Here is an 18,915-nt window from a genome sequence, read left to right as displayed (position 1 = left end):
GCCGCAGAACTCAAGCCGGACCGGCGCTCGATCTATACCCCCAACATAATCTCAAGCTAAGAACGGCAAGGTCCGATTATTTTGGTTGTCCATGCTTGTACATACAAGTAAAGATGTGTTTGTATATCGATCACGACATACCCGCCCGCGGACGACCGCAGAGGACCTTTCCCGTGACCGACAACAACAAATACCGTGACGTTGAAATCCGTGCCCCACGTGGCAACAAGCTGACCGCCAAAAGCTGGCTGACCGAAGCGCCACTGCGCATGCTGATGAACAACCTCGATCCACAGGTCGCGGAAAATCCGAAAGAGCTGGTGGTGTACGGCGGTATCGGCCGCGCCGCGCGCAACTGGGCCTGCTACGACAAGATCGTCGAAACCCTGACCCGCCTGGAAGACGACGAAACCCTGCTGGTGCAGTCCGGCAAGCCGGTCGGTGTGTTCAAGACCCACAGCAATGCACCGCGTGTGCTGATCGCCAACTCCAACCTGGTGCCACACTGGGCCAATTGGGAACACTTCAACGAACTGGACGCCAAGGGCCTGGCCATGTACGGCCAGATGACCGCCGGCAGCTGGATCTACATCGGCAGCCAGGGCATCGTCCAGGGCACCTATGAAACCTTTGTCGAAGCCGGTCGCCAGCACTACGGCGGCAGCCTGAAAGGCAAGTGGGTACTTACCGCCGGCCTGGGCGGGATGGGCGGCGCCCAGCCTCTGGCAGCGACCCTGGCCGGCGCCTGCTCGCTGAACATCGAATGCCAGCAGAGCCGCATCGACTTCCGTCTGGAAACCCGTTACGTCGACGAGCAGGCCACTGACCTCGACGACGCCTTGGCACGTATCGCCAAGTACACTGCCGAAGGCAAGGCCATCTCCATCGCCCTGCACGGCAACGCCGCCGAAATCCTCCCAGAACTGGTCAAACGTGGCGTGCGCCCGGACATGGTTACCGACCAGACCAGCGCCCACGACCCGCTGAACGGCTACCTGCCTGCCGGCTGGACCTGGGAGCAGTATCGCGACCGTGCGCAGACCGAACCGGCTGCAGTGGTCAAGGCCGCCAAGCAGTCGATGGCCGTGCACGTGCAGGCCATGCTGGACTTCCAGAAGCAGGGTATCCCGACCTTCGACTACGGCAACAACATCCGCCAGATGGCCAAGGAGGAGGGCGTGGCCAATGCCTTCGACTTCCCTGGCTTCGTCCCGGCCTACATCCGCCCACTGTTCTGCCGCGGGGTCGGCCCGTTCCGCTGGGCGGCGTTGTCCGGTGAAGCCGAGGACATCTACAAGACCGACGCCAAGGTCAAGGAACTGATCCCCGACGACGCCCACCTGCACCGCTGGCTGGACATGGCCCGCGAGCGCATCAGCTTCCAGGGCCTGCCGGCACGTATCTGCTGGGTGGGGTTGGGCCTTCGCGCCAAGCTGGGCCTGGCTTTCAACGAAATGGTCCGCAGCGGCGAGCTGTCGGCACCGGTGGTGATCGGCCGTGACCACCTCGACTCCGGCTCGGTATCCAGCCCTAACCGCGAAACCGAGGCCATGCGCGATGGTTCGGACGCTGTTTCCGACTGGCCGCTGCTCAACGCCCTGCTGAACACCGCAGGCGGCGCCACGTGGGTGTCGCTGCACCATGGCGGTGGCGTGGGCATGGGCTTCTCGCAGCACTCGGGCATGGTCATCGTCTGCGACGGAACCGATGAGGCCGCCGAGCGCATCGCCCGGGTACTGACCAACGACCCAGGGACTGGCGTCATGCGTCACGCCGATGCCGGTTATGACATTGCCATCGACTGCGCCAAGGAGCAGGGCCTGGACCTGCCGATGATCACCGGCTGATCACCACGCTTTGGATCGCACCCTGCAAGGGGTGATACTGAACAACAAGAAGGAGCGCGCGGGCACCCACAAGCGGGCCTGCGGCTCCACGCGATTTGGAGTAGTAACGTGACCGAACTCACCCTCAAGCCCGGCACCCTGACCCTGGCCCAGCTGCGCGCGATCCATGCCGCGCCCGTGCGCCTGCAGCTGGATGCCAGCGCCGCGCCGGCCATTGACGCCAGCGTCGCCTGTGTCGAGCAGATCATTGCCGAAGACCGTACTGCCTACGGCATCAACACCGGTTTCGGCCTGCTGGCCTCGACCCGCATCGCCAGCCATGACCTGGAGAACCTGCAGCGCTCACTTGTGCTGTCCCACGCCGCCGGTATCGGAGCGCCGCTGGATGACGACCTGGTGCGGTTGATCATGGTGCTGAAGATCAACAGCCTCAGCCGTGGCTTCTCCGGCATCCGCCGCAAAGTCATCGACGCGCTGATTGCCCTGGTCAACGCCGAAGTCTACCCGCACATCCCGTTGAAAGGCTCGGTAGGCGCATCCGGTGACCTTGCGCCGCTAGCGCATATGTCGCTGGTGCTGCTGGGAGAGGGCAAGGCCCGCTACAAGGGCCAGTGGCTGCCGGCCACCGAGGCCTTGGCGATTGCCGGCCTCGAGCCGCTGACCCTGGCTGCCAAGGAGGGTCTGGCCCTGCTCAACGGTACCCAGGCCTCCACCGCCTATGCCTTGCGTGGCCTGTTCCAGGGCGAAGACCTGTATGCCGCGGCCATCGCCTGCGGTGGCCTGAGCGTCGAAGCTGCGCTGGGCTCGCGCTCGCCGTTCGATGCGCGTATCCACGAAGTGCGTGGCCAGCGTGGCCAGATCGACACCGCGGCCTGCTTCCGTGACCTGCTGGGCGACTCCAGCGAAGTGTCGCTGTCGCACAAGAACTGCGACAAGGTCCAGGACCCGTACTCGCTGCGCTGCCAGCCGCAGGTGATGGGTGCCTGCCTGACCCAGCTGCGCCAGGCCGCCGAGGTACTGGGCATCGAAGCCAACGCCGTGTCGGACAACCCGCTGGTGTTCGCTGCCGAAGGTGATGTGATCTCCGGCGGCAACTTCCACGCCGAACCGGTGGCCATGGCCGCCGACAACCTGGCCCTGGCCATCGCCGAAATCGGCTCGCTCAGCGAGCGCCGCATCTCGCTGATGATGGACAAGCACATGTCCCAATTGCCACCGTTCCTGGTGGAAAACGGCGGGGTCAACTCTGGCTTCATGATCGCCCAGGTCACCGCTGCCGCCCTGGCAAGCGAGAACAAGGCGCTGTCGCACCCGCACAGCGTCGACAGCCTGCCAACTTCGGCCAACCAGGAAGACCACGTGTCGATGGCCCCGGCGGCCGGCAAGCGACTATGGGAAATGGCCGAAAACACCCGTGGCGTGCTGGCCATCGAATGGCTGGGCGCGTGCCAGGGCCTGGACCTGCGCAAAGGCCTGAAGACTTCGGCCAAGCTGGAGCAGGCGCGCCAGGTGCTGCGCAGCGAGGTGCCGCACTACGACCGTGACCGTTTCTTCGCGCCGGATATCGAAAAGGCCGTGGACCTGTTGGCCAAGGGTAGTCTGACCGGCTTGCTGCCGGCGGGTGTGCTGCCAAGCCTGTAATGCCCCTTGGGCCGCTTGACGGCCCTTCGCGGGCAGGCCCGCTCCTACACAGATTACGCTATGCAACGCTATCCATGTAGGAGCGGGCTTGCCCGCGAATGGGCTGCGCAGCAGGCCCTGAATCTCACGACCACAAAAACAATTCAAGGACGTGACATGCAACAAGCTCAAGGTCTCAAGCGCGGGCTAAGTGCCCGCCATATCCGTTTCATGGCGCTCGGCTCCGCCATCGGTACCGGCCTGTTCTACGGCTCTGCCTCGGCCATCCAGATGGCAGGCCCGGCCGTGCTGCTGGCCTATCTGATCGGCGGCGCTGCAGTGTTCATGGTCATGCGCGCCCTGGGCGAAATGGCCGTGCACAACCCGGTGGCCGGCTCCTTCGGCCACTACGCCACGACCTACCTCGGCCCCATGGCCGGCTTCATCCTTGGTTGGACCTACGCCTTCGAGATGGTTATCGTCGCCATCGCCGACGTCACCGCCTTCGGCATCTACATGGGCTTCTGGTTCCCGGAGGTAGCCCGCTGGATCTGGGTGCTGGGCATCGTTTTCCTGATCGGCGGCCTCAACCTGTGCAACGTCAAGGTATTCGGCGAAATGGAATTCTGGCTGTCGCTGCTCAAGGTCGGCGCCATCGTGGCGATGATCCTGGCCGGCCTCGGCATCATGGCCTTCGGTTTCAGCCAGGTGGGTACCGGGCATGCCGTGGGCATGAGCAACCTGTTCGACCACGGCGGCTTCATGCCTAACGGCGTGGGTGGCTTGATTGCGTCGTTTGCCGTGGTGATGTTCGCCTTCGGCGGTATCGAGATCATCGGCGTCACCGCCGGTGAGGCAAAAGACCCGCAGCGCGTCATTCCCAAAGCGATCAACGCGGTGCCACTGCGTATCCTGCTGTTCTACGTGCTCACCCTGTTCGTGCTGATGTGCCTGTACCCTTGGCCGCAGATCGGCAGCCAGGGCAGCCCGTTCGTGCAGATCTTCAGCAACCTGGGCATTGGCTCTGCCGCTGCCGTGCTGAATGTCGTGGTGATTTCCGCTGCCATCTCCGCCATCAATAGCGACATCTTTGGCGCTGGCCGCATGATGTATGGCCTGGCCCAGCAAGGCCACGCCCCGCGCGGTTTCAGCAAGTTGTCGAAACATGGCGTACCGTGGATGACCGTCGTGGTGATGGGGGCTGCGCTGCTGATCGGCGTATTGCTCAACTACCTGATCCCGGAAAATGTGTTCCTGCTGATTGCCTCGATCGCCACCTTCGCCACGGTATGGGTGTGGCTGATGATCCTGCTCACCCAGGTGGCCATGCGCCGCAGCATGAGCCGTGAGCAAGTGGCCCAGCTCAAGTTCCCGGTACCTTTCTGGCCTTACGGTCCGGCCATGGCCATTGCGTTCATGGTGTTCATCTTTGGCGTGCTCGGTTACTTCCCGGACACCCAGGCGGCATTGATCGTCGGCGTGATCTGGGTGGTGTTCCTGGTGGCATCCTACCTGCTGTGGTGCAAGCCGCGCGCAGGGCAGGGCCAGCCGGTAGCAGAGCCGGCCGAGTTGCACCGCTAGCAAAGGAGATTGTGCATGAGAACCCTCTGGCAGCATTGCCATGTTGCAACCATGGCCGATGGCCGTTACTCGGCCATCGAGGACGCGGCGATCGTCACCCGCGCCGGGCTAATCGAGTGGATAGGCCCAAGCGCTGAGCTGGCGCCGGTCGAAGCTGACCGTACAGTTGACCTGGGAGGGGCCTGGGTCACCCCCGGGCTGATCGACTGCCACACCCATGCGGTGTTCGGTGGCAACCGCAGCGGCGAGTTCGAGCAGCGTCTGCAAGGCGTGAGCTATGCCGAGATCGCCGCGCAGGGCGGGGGTATCGCGAGTACCGTGCGGGCTACCCGGGCGGCCAGCGAAGACGAACTGTTCGCCAGTGCTCGCCAGCGCGTTCAGGCACTGATGCGCGATGGCGTGACCACCCTCGAGGTCAAGTCCGGCTACGGCCTGGACTTGGCCAATGAGCGCAAGATGCTGCGAGTGGCCCGACGCCTGGCTGACGAGCTGCCGCTGACGGTGCGTGCCACGTGCCTGGCGGCGCACGCTTTGCCCCCGGAGTACACGGGTAGGGCCGACGATTACATCGCGCACATCTGTGACGAGATGTTGCCGGCCCTGGCTGCCGAAGGCCTGGTGGATGCGGTGGATGCCTTCTGCGAACACCTCGCGTTCTCGCCGGCCCAGGTCGAGCGGCTGTTCATCAAGGCGCGCGAACTGGGCCTGCCGGTCAAGCTGCATGCCGAACAGCTGTCTTCGTTGCACGGCTCCAGCCTGGCGGCGCGCTACCAGGCGCTGTCGGCCGACCACCTGGAGTTCATGACCGAGGACGACGCCATTGCCATGGCAAAAGCCGGCACGGTCGCCGTGCTGCTGCCGGGTGCGTTCTATTTCCTGCGTGAAACCCAGCTGCCGCCGATGGATGCGCTGCGCCGCCACGGGGTGAAGATCGCCCTGGCCAGCGACCTCAACCCCGGCACCTCGCCAGGGCTGTCGCTGCGGCTGATGCTGAACATGGGCTGCACCTGTTTCCGCATGACCCCGGAAGAGGCCCTGGCCGGTGTCACCGTGCACGCCGCCACGGCGCTGGGCCTGGGTGACAGCCATGGCTCGCTGGAAGTGGGCAAGGTCGCCGACTTCGTTGCCTGGCAGATCGAACGCCCCGCCGACCTGGCCTACTGGCTGGGTGGTGACCTGCCCAAGCGCGTAGTGCGCAAGGGCCACGAGATTTCCGACTGAGTGAGGCACGATGGACAAGGTACTGAGTTTTCACCAAGGCCGCCTGCCGCTGCTGATCAGCATGCCCCATGCCGGCCTGAAACTGTCGCCGGCTGTACGGGACGGCCTGGTCGACCAGGCGCGCAGCCTGCCGGACACCGACTGGCATATTCCACGGCTGTATGACTTTGCCCGTGACATGGGCGCCAGTGTGGTGGCAGCGGAGTATTCGCGCTTCGTCATCGACCTGAACCGTCCGGATGACGACAAGCCGCTGTACGCCGGTGCCACCACTGGCCTGTACCCAGCCACGCTGTTCGATGGCGAGCCATTGTTCAAGGACGGGCTGGAGCCGACTGGCGAGGAACGCAAGCAGTATCTGGAGCAGATCTGGCGACCCTACCACGACACGATTCGTCGCGAGCTGGCGCGGCTGCGTGAGCAGTTCGGCTACGCCCTGCTGTGGGACGCCCATTCGATCCGCTCGCTGATCCCGCACCTGTTCGACGGCAAGCTGCCGGACTTCAACCTGGGCACTTTCAACGGTGCCAGTTGCGATCCGGCACTGGCTGAGCGGCTGCAGGGTGTGTGCGCCGAGGCGCAAGGCTACAGCCATGTGCTTAATGGTCGGTTCAAAGGTGGGTACATCAGCCGGCATTATGGCGATCCGGCCAACAACATCCATGCGGTGCAGCTGGAGCTGGCGCAAAGCACCTATATGGAGGAAGTCGAGCCATTCGCCTACCGTGACGACCTAGCGCGGCCGACCCAGCAGGTCTTGAAGCAGCTTCTGCAGGCGCTGCTGGCATGGGGGGCGGCGCGTTACGGGCGATAAGGTTCGAGCATGAAAAGGGCGACGTGATGCAGGCAGGCGCGTCGCCCGTCCTCCAGCGTCAGTTGGTGTTGACCTGCGCGATGGTGAGTTCGCGCAATACCTCCTGCTCCTCTTGCTCCTTGTCGTCTTGCAGGGCCTGCTGCAGTTTCAGCTCGTCCTCAAGCGTGTGGTCCTTGCTGGCCAGCTCGAGCACACACAGGCGGAAGCGGGCTTCGATTTCGGCGAAGCGGTCACTGAACTCGGCTCGCAAGCGCGTGGTCCAGTCGGAATTCGCCAGCATGAAATCGACCAGCGCATCGCTAAGCTCATTCTGGCGGACCTTTTCCAGCACGCTGGAGAGTTCGTCACTCGCCAGATTCGCCGCGCCACGAAAACGCATGCTATCGGCAATCGGCAAGTCCAGCTCCCTGGCCAGCCCGCGGCGGTAAGCCAGTCGCACAGAAACCAGGTCGCCCGAGCGGGCCCGTTGATTGGCCAGCATGTCTAGCTGTTCCATCCGGAACAGCTGCAACAGGCGACGACGCAGTGCTTGCAGGGTATCGCCAGCCTCTATCAGCAGGCGCTGGCTCATCAGGTACAGTTCGATGTTGTTGAATTCTTGCAGCGCGCCATCATGGCAGGTTTGCGAGCCGGTTTCCGGGTCGGGCAAGGCTGCTGCGGCGATGCCTTCCATCACCGGGCGTTCGGTTTCGTTGCTCGCAGCCACAACCAGCATCAGCCGTACCCGCTCGCAGAAGGTGGTGCGCGTGTTTGGATCGGCGTATGGGGCCGCGTTGTGCAAGCGGCCTACCAGGCGTAACAGGTCACTGCCTTCGAGTTGTTCCCAGCACTCTTGCAAGGCCTCGTTCTGCGCCGCGTTGCCGAGCATCCAGTCCTCCAGCCTGGGCGTATCGTCGCCGAGCAGGGGGAAATGAGGGTGATCGAGGGAGCCTTCGCTCGAGGAGTCGACAAGCAGCAGGTTGCCTGGGATATCCAGGGCGAAGGAGTAGCTGTGCTGGCTGTCCGAGAATGCCCGCACGCGCAGGATGGTGTCGAGTGGCAATGGGTTATCGAAAAGCGCGATCGATGAGATCGGCATCGGGTTGTTCAGGTTCGACAGAATGTGCTCGGGCAACTGGCTGATATTGTTCGAACTCAGGTCCAGCAGCTCGAGGGGCAGCAGGCTGTCGCACCAGCTTGGCCAGGCCTGCAGGTTCATGTTGCTCAGCGCCAGTGTCTGCAGGTTGCGGGCCAGCTGTGCGGGCACCTGGTTGATGATGCCCACACGGTTGCCGGAAAGGTCGATCGAGGTGAGGTGCTGCAGCCCTGCGAAGATCTCGAGCATGGACTGGTCGACTTCCAGGCCCATGTTGCGGAACTCCAGGTAGGTAAGTTGAGGAACGCGCGCCAGGGCAGAGGCCAGCGCAGAAGTGGCTGCCTGGTGGGCATCGATGGTCAACCGGGTGACATTGGGGAAGCGGCGCAGCAATTCATCGAGCTGCGAAGCGCTGCCCCGCAAACGGGTCAGGGTCATCGCCTGTACACGCTCGCCGAAAAACGCGGGAAGCCGTCGGGGGAAATGCTCAATGGCCACATCTTCGAGTTGCAGGCGCAGGAACTGTTGCCCGCGCTCCTGCTGTTGCCAGAACTCACTGATCGCGGTGCCGATGCGCTGCCGGTCCGCCAGTGCTTCTTGGGTGAGCGGGTTGCTTGAACTGGAGGCGTGGACCCAGCCATCGATTGCATCACGCATCTGCTGTCGCTCGTTGCGGATCCGGGTGAGTTGTTCGGCCAGCGCGGCGGGCTGGTCCGTGGTGATGCCGGACATGTCGACACGCTCGTTCAACAGCAAACGCTGCAGATGGCTTTCATTGATGCTGTTGCCCTGCAGCGAGATGACCGGAGGGGCCGCCAGGGTTTCTGCTTCATGCACCAGGAATGATGGCAATGTCCTGAGGTTGTTGTCGCGCAGGGACAGGTGGGCGATGCGGCCAAGGGCATCACTGCCAATGCCGATCGGCCATTGGGACAATTGCATCTGGTTCAGACCCAGGTAGTCCAGGGTCAGCTCGTGGAAACTGGGGCTGTTGTTCTGCGCCAGCCGATTACCGCTCAAGTCCAGGTACCTCAACTGGCCAAGGCCTGACAACAGGTTCAGGTCGCTGTCGGATAGCGCGATGTTCTGATTGGTCAACGCCAGCCTCTGCAAGCCGGGCAAGCTTTCGGTAATGGTAGGAATGCTGAACAGGAAGGAGGAGGGCGTTGCCCTAGGGTCATAAGCCCGGCTGATTTCCAGTGACTCGATCTGTGGCATCTGCCTGAGCAGGCGTTGCAGCAAGCGCTCGTTCTGCGCCCAGCCTGCCAGGGTTCCTGATGGCAGGTCGACCAGGCTCAGCCTGCGCACGCGGGCACTGAAGAAATCAGGCAGTGTCAACGGGATATCGGCCAGAGAGACGCGGGTAATGCGTAGCTCGGCAGTTTGCCCGGCGCTTTCGTCCAGCGCGACGTCGTACCAGTGTTGCAGGATCGATTCACGCAGGCTGTCGTAGTCGCGTGCTGCCTGGCCGTTTGCCGGTGAAATGGCTTCGCTCCAGTCATCCAGGCGGCCCAGCAGTTCGTTGCGCTGCTCCAGCAATGCCTGCAAATATTCGAGGATCTGCAGTGGCGTGCGGCCGGTGCTGGAAAGTGTCAGCAGAATCTGGTCCGCCGAGCGCCCGGTACCTGTGGCCAGCCCTGTGGCTTCGACCGCTTCGAGCAGGCGCTGGCGGGTAACGCCTTGTGCGGCTGCGCCGCCGCCACTGAGCGGGTAGCCCAGGCGGCCATCTGCCAGGCGCATGGGCGAGCGGTAGCCGGGGCGCACCGGCTGCATGCGCAGAAGCGCCCTCAGTGCCGGGCGGGGTAGCAATGGGCTTTCCTGTACCAGGCGCTCGAGCGCCTGCTGGTCGGCGATATCCATTTCTGTCATGGCTGCCGGCAACGCCTTGTACAAGGCGGCGTAAAGGCTCGGGTAGAGGTTGATGGCTGCACCCGGTTGGCCATCGTCGTGAACGATGTACCCTGCCTCGGCGTGGGTAATGGTGTTGTACGGGTGCCCCTCCAGCGGGCCCAGCTCATAGTCCTGAGCCGGCCACGACATGCGCTGCAGCAAGCGCACCCGGGTTTCGGCAGGCCAGCCCGGTAGCTGCGCCAGGGTATGCACGATCAACCGGTCGCTGTCCCAGTTCGGCACGCACGACAGGTACAGCCCTTCGTAGGCACGGGCAAGGCGGATCTGCTGGCGGTAGATGCGCATTTCTTCGCTCAGGCGCATGGGCACCTTGCCGTTGCCGAGCATCTGCAGTTCGCTGCTACTGGCGGCGCGGGCCAGTTCGTTGGCAACCACTGCCGGCAGTTGTGGATACACCCGCTGGAGGGCTTCGGCGCCCGGTGCGAGTGCGATCGGCAAGGCGGTGTAAGCCCTGTGAAATTCGGCAGAGCGAGTGCTGGTGTCAGGTAGCTGGCGGAGGCGGTCGTCCAGCCTGAAGCGTTGCAGGGTGTCTTCGAGCAAAGCTGGCAGCCGCTGGTTGTTCGCCAGGGCCCGGCGCAATTGGTTTTCGTCGCTGCCGCTGAGGGCCACGATGCATTGCAGCGTTGTCTCGTCGAAATGCGCGTTCAGGTGGCCGATACGGCGCAACAGCTGCATGCCTGACCAACTCAGCGGTCGATCCGTGCCGAGCAGCCAGGCCCCGGCGCCATTGTGCCGCAATGGCGGTTGATAACGGCGAGGGTTTTGCGGGTGTTGCAGGCGGTACTCGCCGGTTGTCGCCGACTGCTCGACGACGTACTGGTCGCCTTGCAGCACCAGCCAGCGTCTGCCGTTGTGCTGGCGCAGGCCGAGCGCGTCTGCTTCCATGCCTTCGGGCAGTCTCTCGCTGCTCCGATAGGGTGCCAGGTCGGGTTTCCACAGGCGAGCCTGGCCATCGGTTGTTTCCACCTCTTCCAGTTCCTCGATGAATGAAGGCGTTTCCACTGGAATACGCTCTATTTCTAACTCTTCATCATCGCTGTCGTCGATCGCCTGCTCTTCCACGGCCGCGCCGGCTTCACCGCCCTTTGCGCCCCTCAAGGCTTTGGCCGCCGCGCTGAGCGTCGTCATGAGTGCTACGTTTTCGATCACATCGACCAGGTAGCCATAGGCAATGTCGCGTTCGTCGTTTTCCCAGGCCTCGATGCCGTCATATACCTCGCAGGCCAGTTGGGTCACGCACACGGCCAGCATGGCCTCACCCAGCCCGGGTACGAAGAACCCGACGATGTTCAAGGCGGTCAGCACACGTCCCGCTATCAGTTCCCGGTGCGCCTGCACAGTGCGCCGGTCGACGATCTCGGTTGGCACGGCATGGAACAGCACATCCTTTTCATGGCGCTGGGTTTTCTGGAAAGCCATGACGCCCTGGAACGCATGGCTGAAGGGCTTTGTCACCGGATACAGGGTGGCATGCAGGTCCGCAACAGGCTCTTGGATCCCTCGGGTACTCCAGCCCAGTGGTGTGAGTCGGTCCTTGAGGCGGGTGATGACGGACGGTTTGTCACGGTCGCAGATGTGTTTGTCCAGATAGTGGACATTGGCCTGCAACCTTTCGCCGAGCTCGGCCAGCAAGGCTTCCTGGCTGGTGAATTCCTTCAGGGGCCGCGTGCTGTCTTCCGGGATGTACAGGGCCACGGCCTGACGATCGGCTGCCTGCAGCGTGAGGAGCACGACGCCGGTCAGTTCCGCCTCCCACAAATCGAGCAAGCTGAACGTTACTGCCGAGTTGGCCGATGGCGGCTGGTCAAGGGGCGCGGCAAGGGCGGCGGCGTACAGCGTTTCGCTGATGTCCCCCTTGAGCCGGGCGAAATGCAGCGATTGCCTGAACGCCGAAACCTCGGCGCGCCCCAAGGTTTCATAGACGGCCAGTGCGGCTTGGTCGGCGTCTGCTCGCGGCATGCCCGCCGGGTAGTAGATGGCATGCACCTGCTCATGGTACTTGCCGCCGATATCCAGGGTGCGACACAGGTCGGCAAACGCTTCGGCGGTGATGTCTAGCGTATTGGTGATCGGCACCGTGCCCATGAAGCGGCGGTGATCGAGGATGACCGACTTTTTCAGCAAGGCGTCAGGCGCATCCATGCCATGCTCCCCAGCGGCGGCCTGGTCGAAGTTGTGCAGCGCACAGTGCAGCAGCGAACGCGTGGCCCGATCGATCGCCTGACGGCTGTCTATCGCGTTAGGGCTGTCGATCAGGCGGGCATCGACCAGGTAGGTGTTGCGTACGTCCAGCTCAAGCCCGAAGCGCTGCTTGATCGCCTTGGTCAGCGTTTCGCTGGCGTAGGTTTCCAGGTCTGGTAGCCGCTCGAACAGTTTGTGTACCTGCGCCTGGTGCTCGCGGTGGCGGGCATGTTCTTCCTGCCAGGCCTTGGCGACGTCCGGTTGCTGCTGGATGGCTGCCGGCAACCAGGCGGGGGCCTGCTGCCAGTTGCGCATCGCGCGATGGGTTTCGGGTGGGGCAAGCTTGAGCCAGGCGGGGGTCTTGCGCTCGATGGTGGCGTAATGAACGCCAGGCTGGGAAATCGCTGGGTTTGGCATATGGCGGCCTCGCATGATAGGGCAAGGGACTATCAGCGGGTTGCCTGGCCGGTGGGAGGTAGATATGTCTGCCGCTGCGCAGCGGACGTGTCAGAGAGGACGGTGCTGAAAGCGCAATTCAGGTTTATGATGGCCCACGGCCGAATAATCCTCACACGGAGTGCGCAATGCAGACCCTCTACCCGCAGATCAAACCCTACGCCAGGCACGATCTGGCCGTGGAAGCGCCGCATGTGCTTTATGTCGACGAAAGCGGCTCGCCGGAAGGTCTGCCCGTGGTGTTCATCCACGGAGGCCCCGGCGCTGGCTGCGACGCCCAGAGCCGCTGCTACTTTGACCCCACCCTGTACCGTATCATCACCTTCGACCAGCGCGGCTGTGGCCGCTCCACGCCCCATGCGAGCCTGGAGAACAACACCACCTGGCACCTGGTCGAAGACCTGGAGCGCATTCGCGAACACCTTGGCATAGACAAGTGGGTGCTGTTTGGTGGCTCTTGGGGCTCGACCCTGGCCCTGGCCTACGCTCAGGCGCACCCGGAACGCGTGCACGGCCTGATCCTGCGCGGCATCTTCCTGTGTCGGCCGCAGGAAATCGAGTGGTTCTACCAGGAAGGCGCCAGCCGCCTGTTCCCCGATTACTGGCAGGACTACATCGCACCGATTCCACCGGAAGAACGCGGCGATCTGGTCAAGGCCTTCCACAAACGCCTGACCGGTAACGACCAGATTGCCCAGATGCACGCCGCCAAGGCGTGGTCCACCTGGGAAGGCCGTACCGCCACCCTGCGTCCCAACCCGCTGGTGGTCGACCGCTTTTCCGAACCGCAGCGGGCGCTATCGATCGCCCGCATCGAATGCCACTACTTCATGAACAACGCCTTCCTCGAACCGGACCAGCTGATCCGTGATCTGCCCAAAATCGCCCACCTGCCGGCGGTGATCGTGCATGGGCGCTACGATGTGATCTGCCCATTGGACAACGCCTGGGCGTTGCACCAGGCCTGGCCGAACAGTGAGTTGAAAGTGATCCGTGACGCAGGGCACGCAGCTTCCGAGCCAGGCATCACCGATGCCCTGGTGCGTGCCGCCGACCAGATGGCCCGGCGCCTGCTCGACCTGCCTCTGGAAGAAGCATGAGGGGCCTGCTGCAGCGCGTGCGCGGTGCGCGGGTTGAAGTGGCGGGGGAGGTGGTTGGTGCCATCGATCAAGGGTTACTGGTGCTGGTCGCGGTCGAGCCTGAAGATTCCCGTGAGCAGGCCGATAAACTGTTGCACAAGTTGCTGAACTACCGGGTGTTCAGTGACGAGCAGGGCAAGATGAACCTGTCGCTCAAGGATGTTGGGGGTGGCCTGCTACTGGTGTCGCAGTTCACCTTGGCGGCCGACACCCGCAATGGCATGCGCCCAAGTTTCTCGACCGCAGCGCCACCGGCCCTCGGCGCCGAGTTGTTCGACTATCTTTTGCAGCAGGCAAAAGCTCAGCACGCAGACGTGGCCAGCGGCCGTTTCGGTGCGGATATGCAGGTGCACCTGGTCAATGATGGCCCCGTAACATTTATGTTACAAATATGAGGTCAAAAAACCCTTTGTTCACAGGAAAACAAGGGGTTTTGTACGATAAATAGTTGCTCCAGCCTGATGCGTTGTCACGCAACCTGCTGGATAATCGCGCGCTGCATGGACCTGCGTTCGCAGGTCCGTTTCACTCTGACTCGAGCATTGTCTGGATCCGTTTGGGGAATCATTACGCCCTCGCGGGGTCCGAACAGTGCTCGCCAACCCGGCATTTGTCGCTGGCCGTTGGTTTCATGATCTGTTTTCGGCGAGGGTTGCTCGTGATTGTTAGTCCCCAAAAAGCATCAAGAATCCCCGGCGTCCGGCTACGCAAGGCGCTGATGGCCAGTGTGGCTCTGGTCGGCCTGATGAGCGCGGGCCAGCTGTGGGCATTCAATCTTGACGATGTTGCAGCCAAGGCAAAGGATCTGGCCGGCCAGAAGTACGACGCGCCAAAAAGCAACCTGCCGGCCGTGTTCCGCGACATGAAGTTCGCGGACTACCAGAAAATCCGTTTCCTGCAGGAAAAGGCCGAGTGGGCCAAGGACAAGACCCCGTTCAAACTGTCCTTCTATCATCAGGGCATGCACTTCGACACCCCGGTGAAAATCAACGAGGTCACTGCCACCAAGGTCGAGGAAATCAAGTACGACCCGGACCGCTTCGAGTTCGGTGACGTGCCGCACGACCCGGAAACCACCAAAAACCTCGGTTATGCCGGTTTCCGCGTGCTGTACCCGATCAACAAGGCCGACAAGCAGGACGAGATCATGACCCTGCTTGGCGCCAGCTATTTCCGCGTAGTCGGCAAGGGCCATGTGTACGGCCTGTCTGCCCGTGGCCTGGCCATCGACACCGCCCTGCCGTCGGGCGAAGAGTTCCCGCGCTTCACCGAGTTCTGGATTGAAAAACCCAAGCCAGCCGACAAGCACCTGGTGATTTACGCGCTACTGGATTCGCCGCGCTCTACCGGTGCCTACAAGCTGACCCTGCGTCCAGGCAACGACACCGTGGTCGACGTGCAGTCCCGCGTGTTCCTGCGTGACCATGTCAGCCGCTTGGGCGTTGCGCCGCTGACCAGCATGTACCTGTTCGGCCCCAACCAGCCGTCCAAGGTGCTCAACTACCGCCCGGCACTGCATGACTCCGAAGGCCTGTCGATTCACGCCGGCAATGGCGAGTGGCTGTGGCGCCCGCTGAACAACCCCAAGCACCTGGCTGTGAGCAACTTCAGCGTCGAGAACCCGCGTGGTTTCGGCCTGATGCAGCGTCAGCGCGCCTTCAGCGACTACGAAGACCTCGACGACAACTACCAGAAGCGCCCAAGCGCCTGGATCGAGCCGAAGGGTGACTGGGGCAAGGGTAGCGTCGACCTGGTCGAAATCCCGACCGCCGACGAGACCAACGACAATATCGTGGCCTTCTGGAGCCCGGAGAAACTGCCGGAGCCAGGTAAACCGTTCGAGTACGCCTACCGCCTGCACTGGACCATCGACGAGCCGAAGTTCCAGGCCCCTGATCTGGGCTGGGTCAAGCAGACCCTGCGTTCCACTGGCGACGTGAAGCAGTCCAACCTGATCCGCCAGCCAGATGGCAGCGTGGCATTCCTGGTCGACTTCGCCGGCCCGGCGCTTGCCGCCCTGCCGGAAGACGCCGCCGTGCGCAGTCAGATCAGCGTCGGCGACAACGCCGAGGTGGTCGAGAACAATCTGCGCTATAACCCTGAGACCAAGGGCTGGCGCCTGACCCTGCGCCTGAAGGTCAAGGAAGCCAACAAATCGACCGAAATGCGTGCCGCACTGGTGCGTGATGTACCGGTCGAGCCCGCCAAGCCTGCACAGGACGCCAAGCAGGACAAGGCCGCAGCCAAGCATGCCAAGGCCGAGAAAGCCGTCAAGGCTGAGCAATCCAAGACCGAACAACCTGCCGCCGACGCGGCGCCCACCAACGGGGCCCCGGCCACCACCGAAAAGGTGCTGACCGAGACCTGGAGCTATCAGTTGCCTGCCGATGAGTAACTCAAGCGCAAGGCCGGAATCGCTTGGCGAGTACCTGGCCCACCTCCCCCTGAGCGACGAGCAGCGGGCTGAACTTGCCAGCTGCACTTCGTTCAGTGAGCTACACCAACGCTTGGCGGCCAACCCGGCCGCCAGCTCCGCCGAGGCCGTGCAGGCCTCGGTGGGCCCGCGCCTGACCGTGGGCAGCGCCGCCGAGCTGGAAGATGCCGAAATGCTCGGCGTCGACGGCAGCGGTCGCCTGTGCCTGAAGATCGCCCCGCCGATCAAGCGCACCAAGGTCGTGCCCGAGCCATGGCGCACCAATGTGCTGATCCGCATGTGGCGACGCATGACCGGCCGCCCGAACGCCCCACAGCCGCCCCAGCGCGAGCTGCCGCCGGCCCGCTGGCGCACGGTTGGCTCGATCCGCCGTTACATCCTGCTGGCGCTGATGATCGGCCAGACCATCGTCGCTGGCTGGTACATGAAAGGCATCCTGCCGTACCAGGGCTGGTCGTTCGTGGACTTCGACGAAATCGTCAACCAGCCGCTGTGGGACACGGTGGTGCAGGTGTGGCCGTATGCCCTGCAAACTTCCATCCTGATCCTCTTCGGCATCCTGTTCTGCTGGGTGTCGGCGGGCTTCTGGACGGCGCTGATGGGCTTCCTCGAGCTGCTCACCGGGCGCGACAAATATAAGATTTCCGGTAGCAGCGCGGGCAACGAGCCGATCGCGCCCGAGGCGCGTACCGCGCTGGTGATGCCGATCTGCAACGAAGACGTGCCGCGGGTGTTCGCCGGCCTGCGCGCAACCTTCGAGTCGGTGGCCGCCAGCGGCAACCTCGACCGGTTTGATTTCTTTGTGCTCAGCGACACCAACGACACCGACATTGCGGTGGCCGAGCAACAGGCCTGGCTGGATGTGTGCCGCGAAACCAAAGGCTTTGGCCGCATCTTCTACCGCCGCCGTCGGCGCCGTGTGAAGCGCAAGAGCGGCAACCTCGACGACTTCTGCCGTCGCTGGGGTGGCGAGTACAAATACATGGTTGTGCTCGACGCCGACAGCGTCATGAGTGGCGAGTGCCTGAGCAGCCTGGTGCGCCTGATGGAGGCCAACCCGGACGCCGGTATCATCCAGACCGGGCCGAAAGCCTCGGGCATGGACACCCTGTATGCACGCATGCAGCAGTTCGCTACCCGCGTGTACGGCCCACTGTTCACGGCCGGTCTGCACTTCTGGCAGTTGGGTGAGTCGCACTACTGGGGCCACAACGCGATCATTCGCATGAAGCCGTTCATCGAGCACTGTGCCTTGGCGCCGTTGCCGGGCAAGGGCGCGTTCGCCGGTGCGATCCTTTCCCACGACTTCGTCGAAGCCGCGCTGATGCGCCGTGCCGGCTGGGGTGTGTGGATTGCCTACGACTTGCCGGGCAGCTACGAAGAACTGCCGCCAAACCTGCTCGACGAGCTCAAGCGCGACCGCCGCTGGTGCCACGGCAACCTGATGAACTTCCGCCTGTTCCTGGTCAAGGGCATGCACCCGGTTCACCGTGCGGTGTTCCTCACCGGCGTGATGTCTTACCTGTCGGCGCCGCTGTGGTTCCTGTTCCTGGTGCTGTCGACCGCGCTGCTGGCGACCAACACGCTGATGGAGCCGCAGTATTTCATCGAGCCGTACCAGCTTTACCCGCTGTGGCCGCAGTGGCACCCGGAGAAGGCCGTGGCGCTGTTCTCCACCACCATTGTGCTGCTGTTCCTGCCCAAGCTGCTTAGCGTCATCCTGATCTGGGCCAAGGGCGCGGTCGAGTACGGTGGACGCGTCAAGGTCACCTTGTCGATGCTGATGGAGATGCTGTTCTCCATGTTGCTGGCACCGGTACGCATGATCTTCCACACCCGCTTCGTGCTGGCCGCTTTCCTCGGCTGGGCTGCGACTTGGAACTCGCCGCAGCGTGACGACGACTCCACGCCGTGGGGCGAAGCCGTGCGCCGGCATGGCCCGCAAACGCTGCTGGGTGTTGCCTGGGCCGCGCTGGTGGCGTGGTTGAACCCAAGCTTCCTGTGGTGGCTGGCGCCTATCGTCGGTTCGCTGGTGCTGTCGATCCCGGTATCGGTGATTTCCAGCCGCACCCGCCTGGGCCTGGCGGCCAAGGACGAGAAGCTGTTCCTCATCCCCGAGGAATACGCCACGCCACAAGAGCTGTTGGCTACCGACCAATACACCCACGAAAACCGCTGGCATGCCTTGCATGATGGTTTCGTGCGGGCCGTGGTCGACCCGCGGCAGAACGCCCTGGCCTGCGCCATGGCCACTGCCCGTCATGGCCAGGCGGCACCGATCGAAGCGTTGCGTGCCGAGCGCGTTGCCAAGGCGATTGAAGTCGGGCCAAAAGGCCTTGACCTCAATACTCGCCTGGCCCTGCTCAGCGACCCGGTGGCACTGAGCCGTCTGCACGAGCAGGTGTGGGCCGAGCACAATGCGGCATGGATCGATGTGTGGCGTGCGTCGATCAACAATGACCCGCATTCGCCGCTGTTGCCGTTGCACCCGGAAAACGCAGGCCAACCGAGCCTCGTCGGCGCCTGATCGGGCCTGTTCGCGGCGGTTCGGCGCCCCGATGAACCCGCTCCTACCAGGGATACACATTCCCTTGTAGGAGCGGGTTCACCCGCGAAGCTTTTTGGCCTAGCCCCCC

General features: G+C 63.4%; 10 protein-coding genes. 9 read left to right on the top strand and 1 reads right to left on the bottom strand.

Annotated features, from left to right (window positions below; translation table 11 throughout):
* Positions 1–173 precede the first annotated feature (173 nt).
* From hutU to hutG, 5 genes are all read left to right on the top strand, one after another.
* The gene (gene hutU, locus LVS58_RS01475) at positions 174–1,847 is read left to right on the top strand and encodes a urocanate hydratase (RefSeq protein ID WP_004577162.1); all 1,674 of its coding nucleotides are present in this window, start codon (positions 174–176) and stop codon (positions 1,845–1,847) included.
* A 108-nt stretch (positions 1,848–1,955) separates the two neighbouring features.
* Positions 1,956–3,488 carry a histidine ammonia-lyase gene (gene hutH / locus LVS58_RS01470; RefSeq protein WP_019752663.1) on the top strand — a complete coding sequence of 511 codons (1,533 nt, stop codon included), beginning with the start codon at positions 1,956–1,958 and terminating at the stop codon, positions 3,486–3,488.
* Between the two features lie 156 nt (positions 3,489–3,644).
* On the top strand, positions 3,645–5,048 hold the full coding sequence (locus LVS58_RS01465; RefSeq protein WP_010955588.1) for an amino acid permease: 1,404 nt from the start codon (positions 3,645–3,647) through the stop codon (positions 5,046–5,048).
* A 15-nt stretch (positions 5,049–5,063) separates the two neighbouring features.
* Positions 5,064–6,269, top strand: a complete 1,206-nt coding sequence (hutI, locus tag LVS58_RS01460) for an imidazolonepropionase (RefSeq protein WP_233689600.1) — start codon at positions 5,064–5,066, stop codon at positions 6,267–6,269.
* 10 nt (positions 6,270–6,279) lie between these two features.
* Complete coding sequence (gene hutG, locus LVS58_RS01455) at positions 6,280–7,083, top strand: N-formylglutamate deformylase (RefSeq protein WP_233689599.1); 804 nt, start codon at positions 6,280–6,282, stop codon at positions 7,081–7,083.
* Between the two features lie 58 nt (positions 7,084–7,141).
* On the opposite strand, the gene LVS58_RS01450 is transcribed toward hutG, so the two are convergent.
* Positions 7,142–12,667 (bottom strand): dermonecrotic toxin domain-containing protein, encoded by a 5,526-nt coding sequence (locus LVS58_RS01450; RefSeq protein WP_233689598.1) that lies wholly within the window; start codon positions 12,665–12,667, stop codon positions 7,142–7,144.
* Positions 12,668–12,834: 167 nt separating this feature from the next.
* Between LVS58_RS01450 and pip the strand changes: the two genes are divergently transcribed.
* The 4 genes from pip (at position 12,835) to mdoH (ending at position 18,806) form a co-directional block, all read left to right on the top strand.
* Entirely contained in the window at positions 12,835–13,806 is a 972-nt protein-coding gene (pip, locus tag LVS58_RS01445; RefSeq protein WP_233689597.1) for a prolyl aminopeptidase, read from the top strand.
* Positions 13,803–14,240 carry a D-aminoacyl-tRNA deacylase gene (gene dtd / locus LVS58_RS01440; protein WP_012053926.1) on the top strand — a complete coding sequence of 146 codons (438 nt, stop codon included), beginning with the start codon at positions 13,803–13,805 and terminating at the stop codon, positions 14,238–14,240. Before pip ends, dtd begins: the two co-directional genes overlap by 4 nt.
* A gap of 263 nt (positions 14,241–14,503) precedes the next feature.
* Entirely contained in the window at positions 14,504–16,240 is a 1,737-nt protein-coding gene (locus LVS58_RS01435) for a glucan biosynthesis protein G (protein WP_325175969.1), read from the top strand.
* Positions 16,233–18,806 carry a glucans biosynthesis glucosyltransferase MdoH gene (gene mdoH, locus LVS58_RS01430; protein ID WP_233689595.1) on the top strand — a complete coding sequence of 858 codons (2,574 nt, stop codon included), beginning with the start codon at positions 16,233–16,235 and terminating at the stop codon, positions 18,804–18,806. Before LVS58_RS01435 ends, mdoH begins: the two co-directional genes overlap by 8 nt.
* Positions 18,807–18,915 lie beyond the last annotated feature (109 nt).

Source organism: Pseudomonas sp. JR33AA, from assembly GCF_021378985.1.
Lineage (GTDB): Bacteria > Pseudomonadota > Gammaproteobacteria > Pseudomonadales > Pseudomonadaceae > Aquipseudomonas > Aquipseudomonas alloputida.
Note: the sequence above shows the minus strand (reverse complement) of the source record. Positions and strands in the feature narration are given on the sequence as shown.

What these genes read in the sequence shown, in the direction of transcription:
- LVS58_RS01465 (WP_010955588.1), top strand. Translation starts at nt 3,645, where the DNA reads ATGCAACAAGCTCAAGGTCTCAAGCGCGGGCTAAGTGCCCGCCATATC.
- hutI (WP_233689600.1), top strand. Translation starts at nt 5,064, where the DNA reads ATGAGAACCCTCTGGCAGCATTGCCATGTTGCAACCATGGCCGATGGC.
- hutG (WP_233689599.1), top strand. Translation starts at nt 6,280, where the DNA reads ATGGACAAGGTACTGAGTTTTCACCAAGGCCGCCTGCCGCTGCTGATC.
- LVS58_RS01450 (WP_233689598.1), bottom strand. Translation starts at nt 12,667, where the DNA reads ATGCCAAACCCAGCGATTTCCCAGCCTGGCGTTCATTACGCCACCATC.
- pip (WP_233689597.1), top strand. Translation starts at nt 12,835, where the DNA reads ATGCAGACCCTCTACCCGCAGATCAAACCCTACGCCAGGCACGATCTG.
- dtd (WP_012053926.1), top strand. Translation starts at nt 13,803, where the DNA reads ATGAGGGGCCTGCTGCAGCGCGTGCGCGGTGCGCGGGTTGAAGTGGCG.
- mdoH (WP_233689595.1), top strand. Translation starts at nt 16,233, where the DNA reads ATGAGTAACTCAAGCGCAAGGCCGGAATCGCTTGGCGAGTACCTGGCC.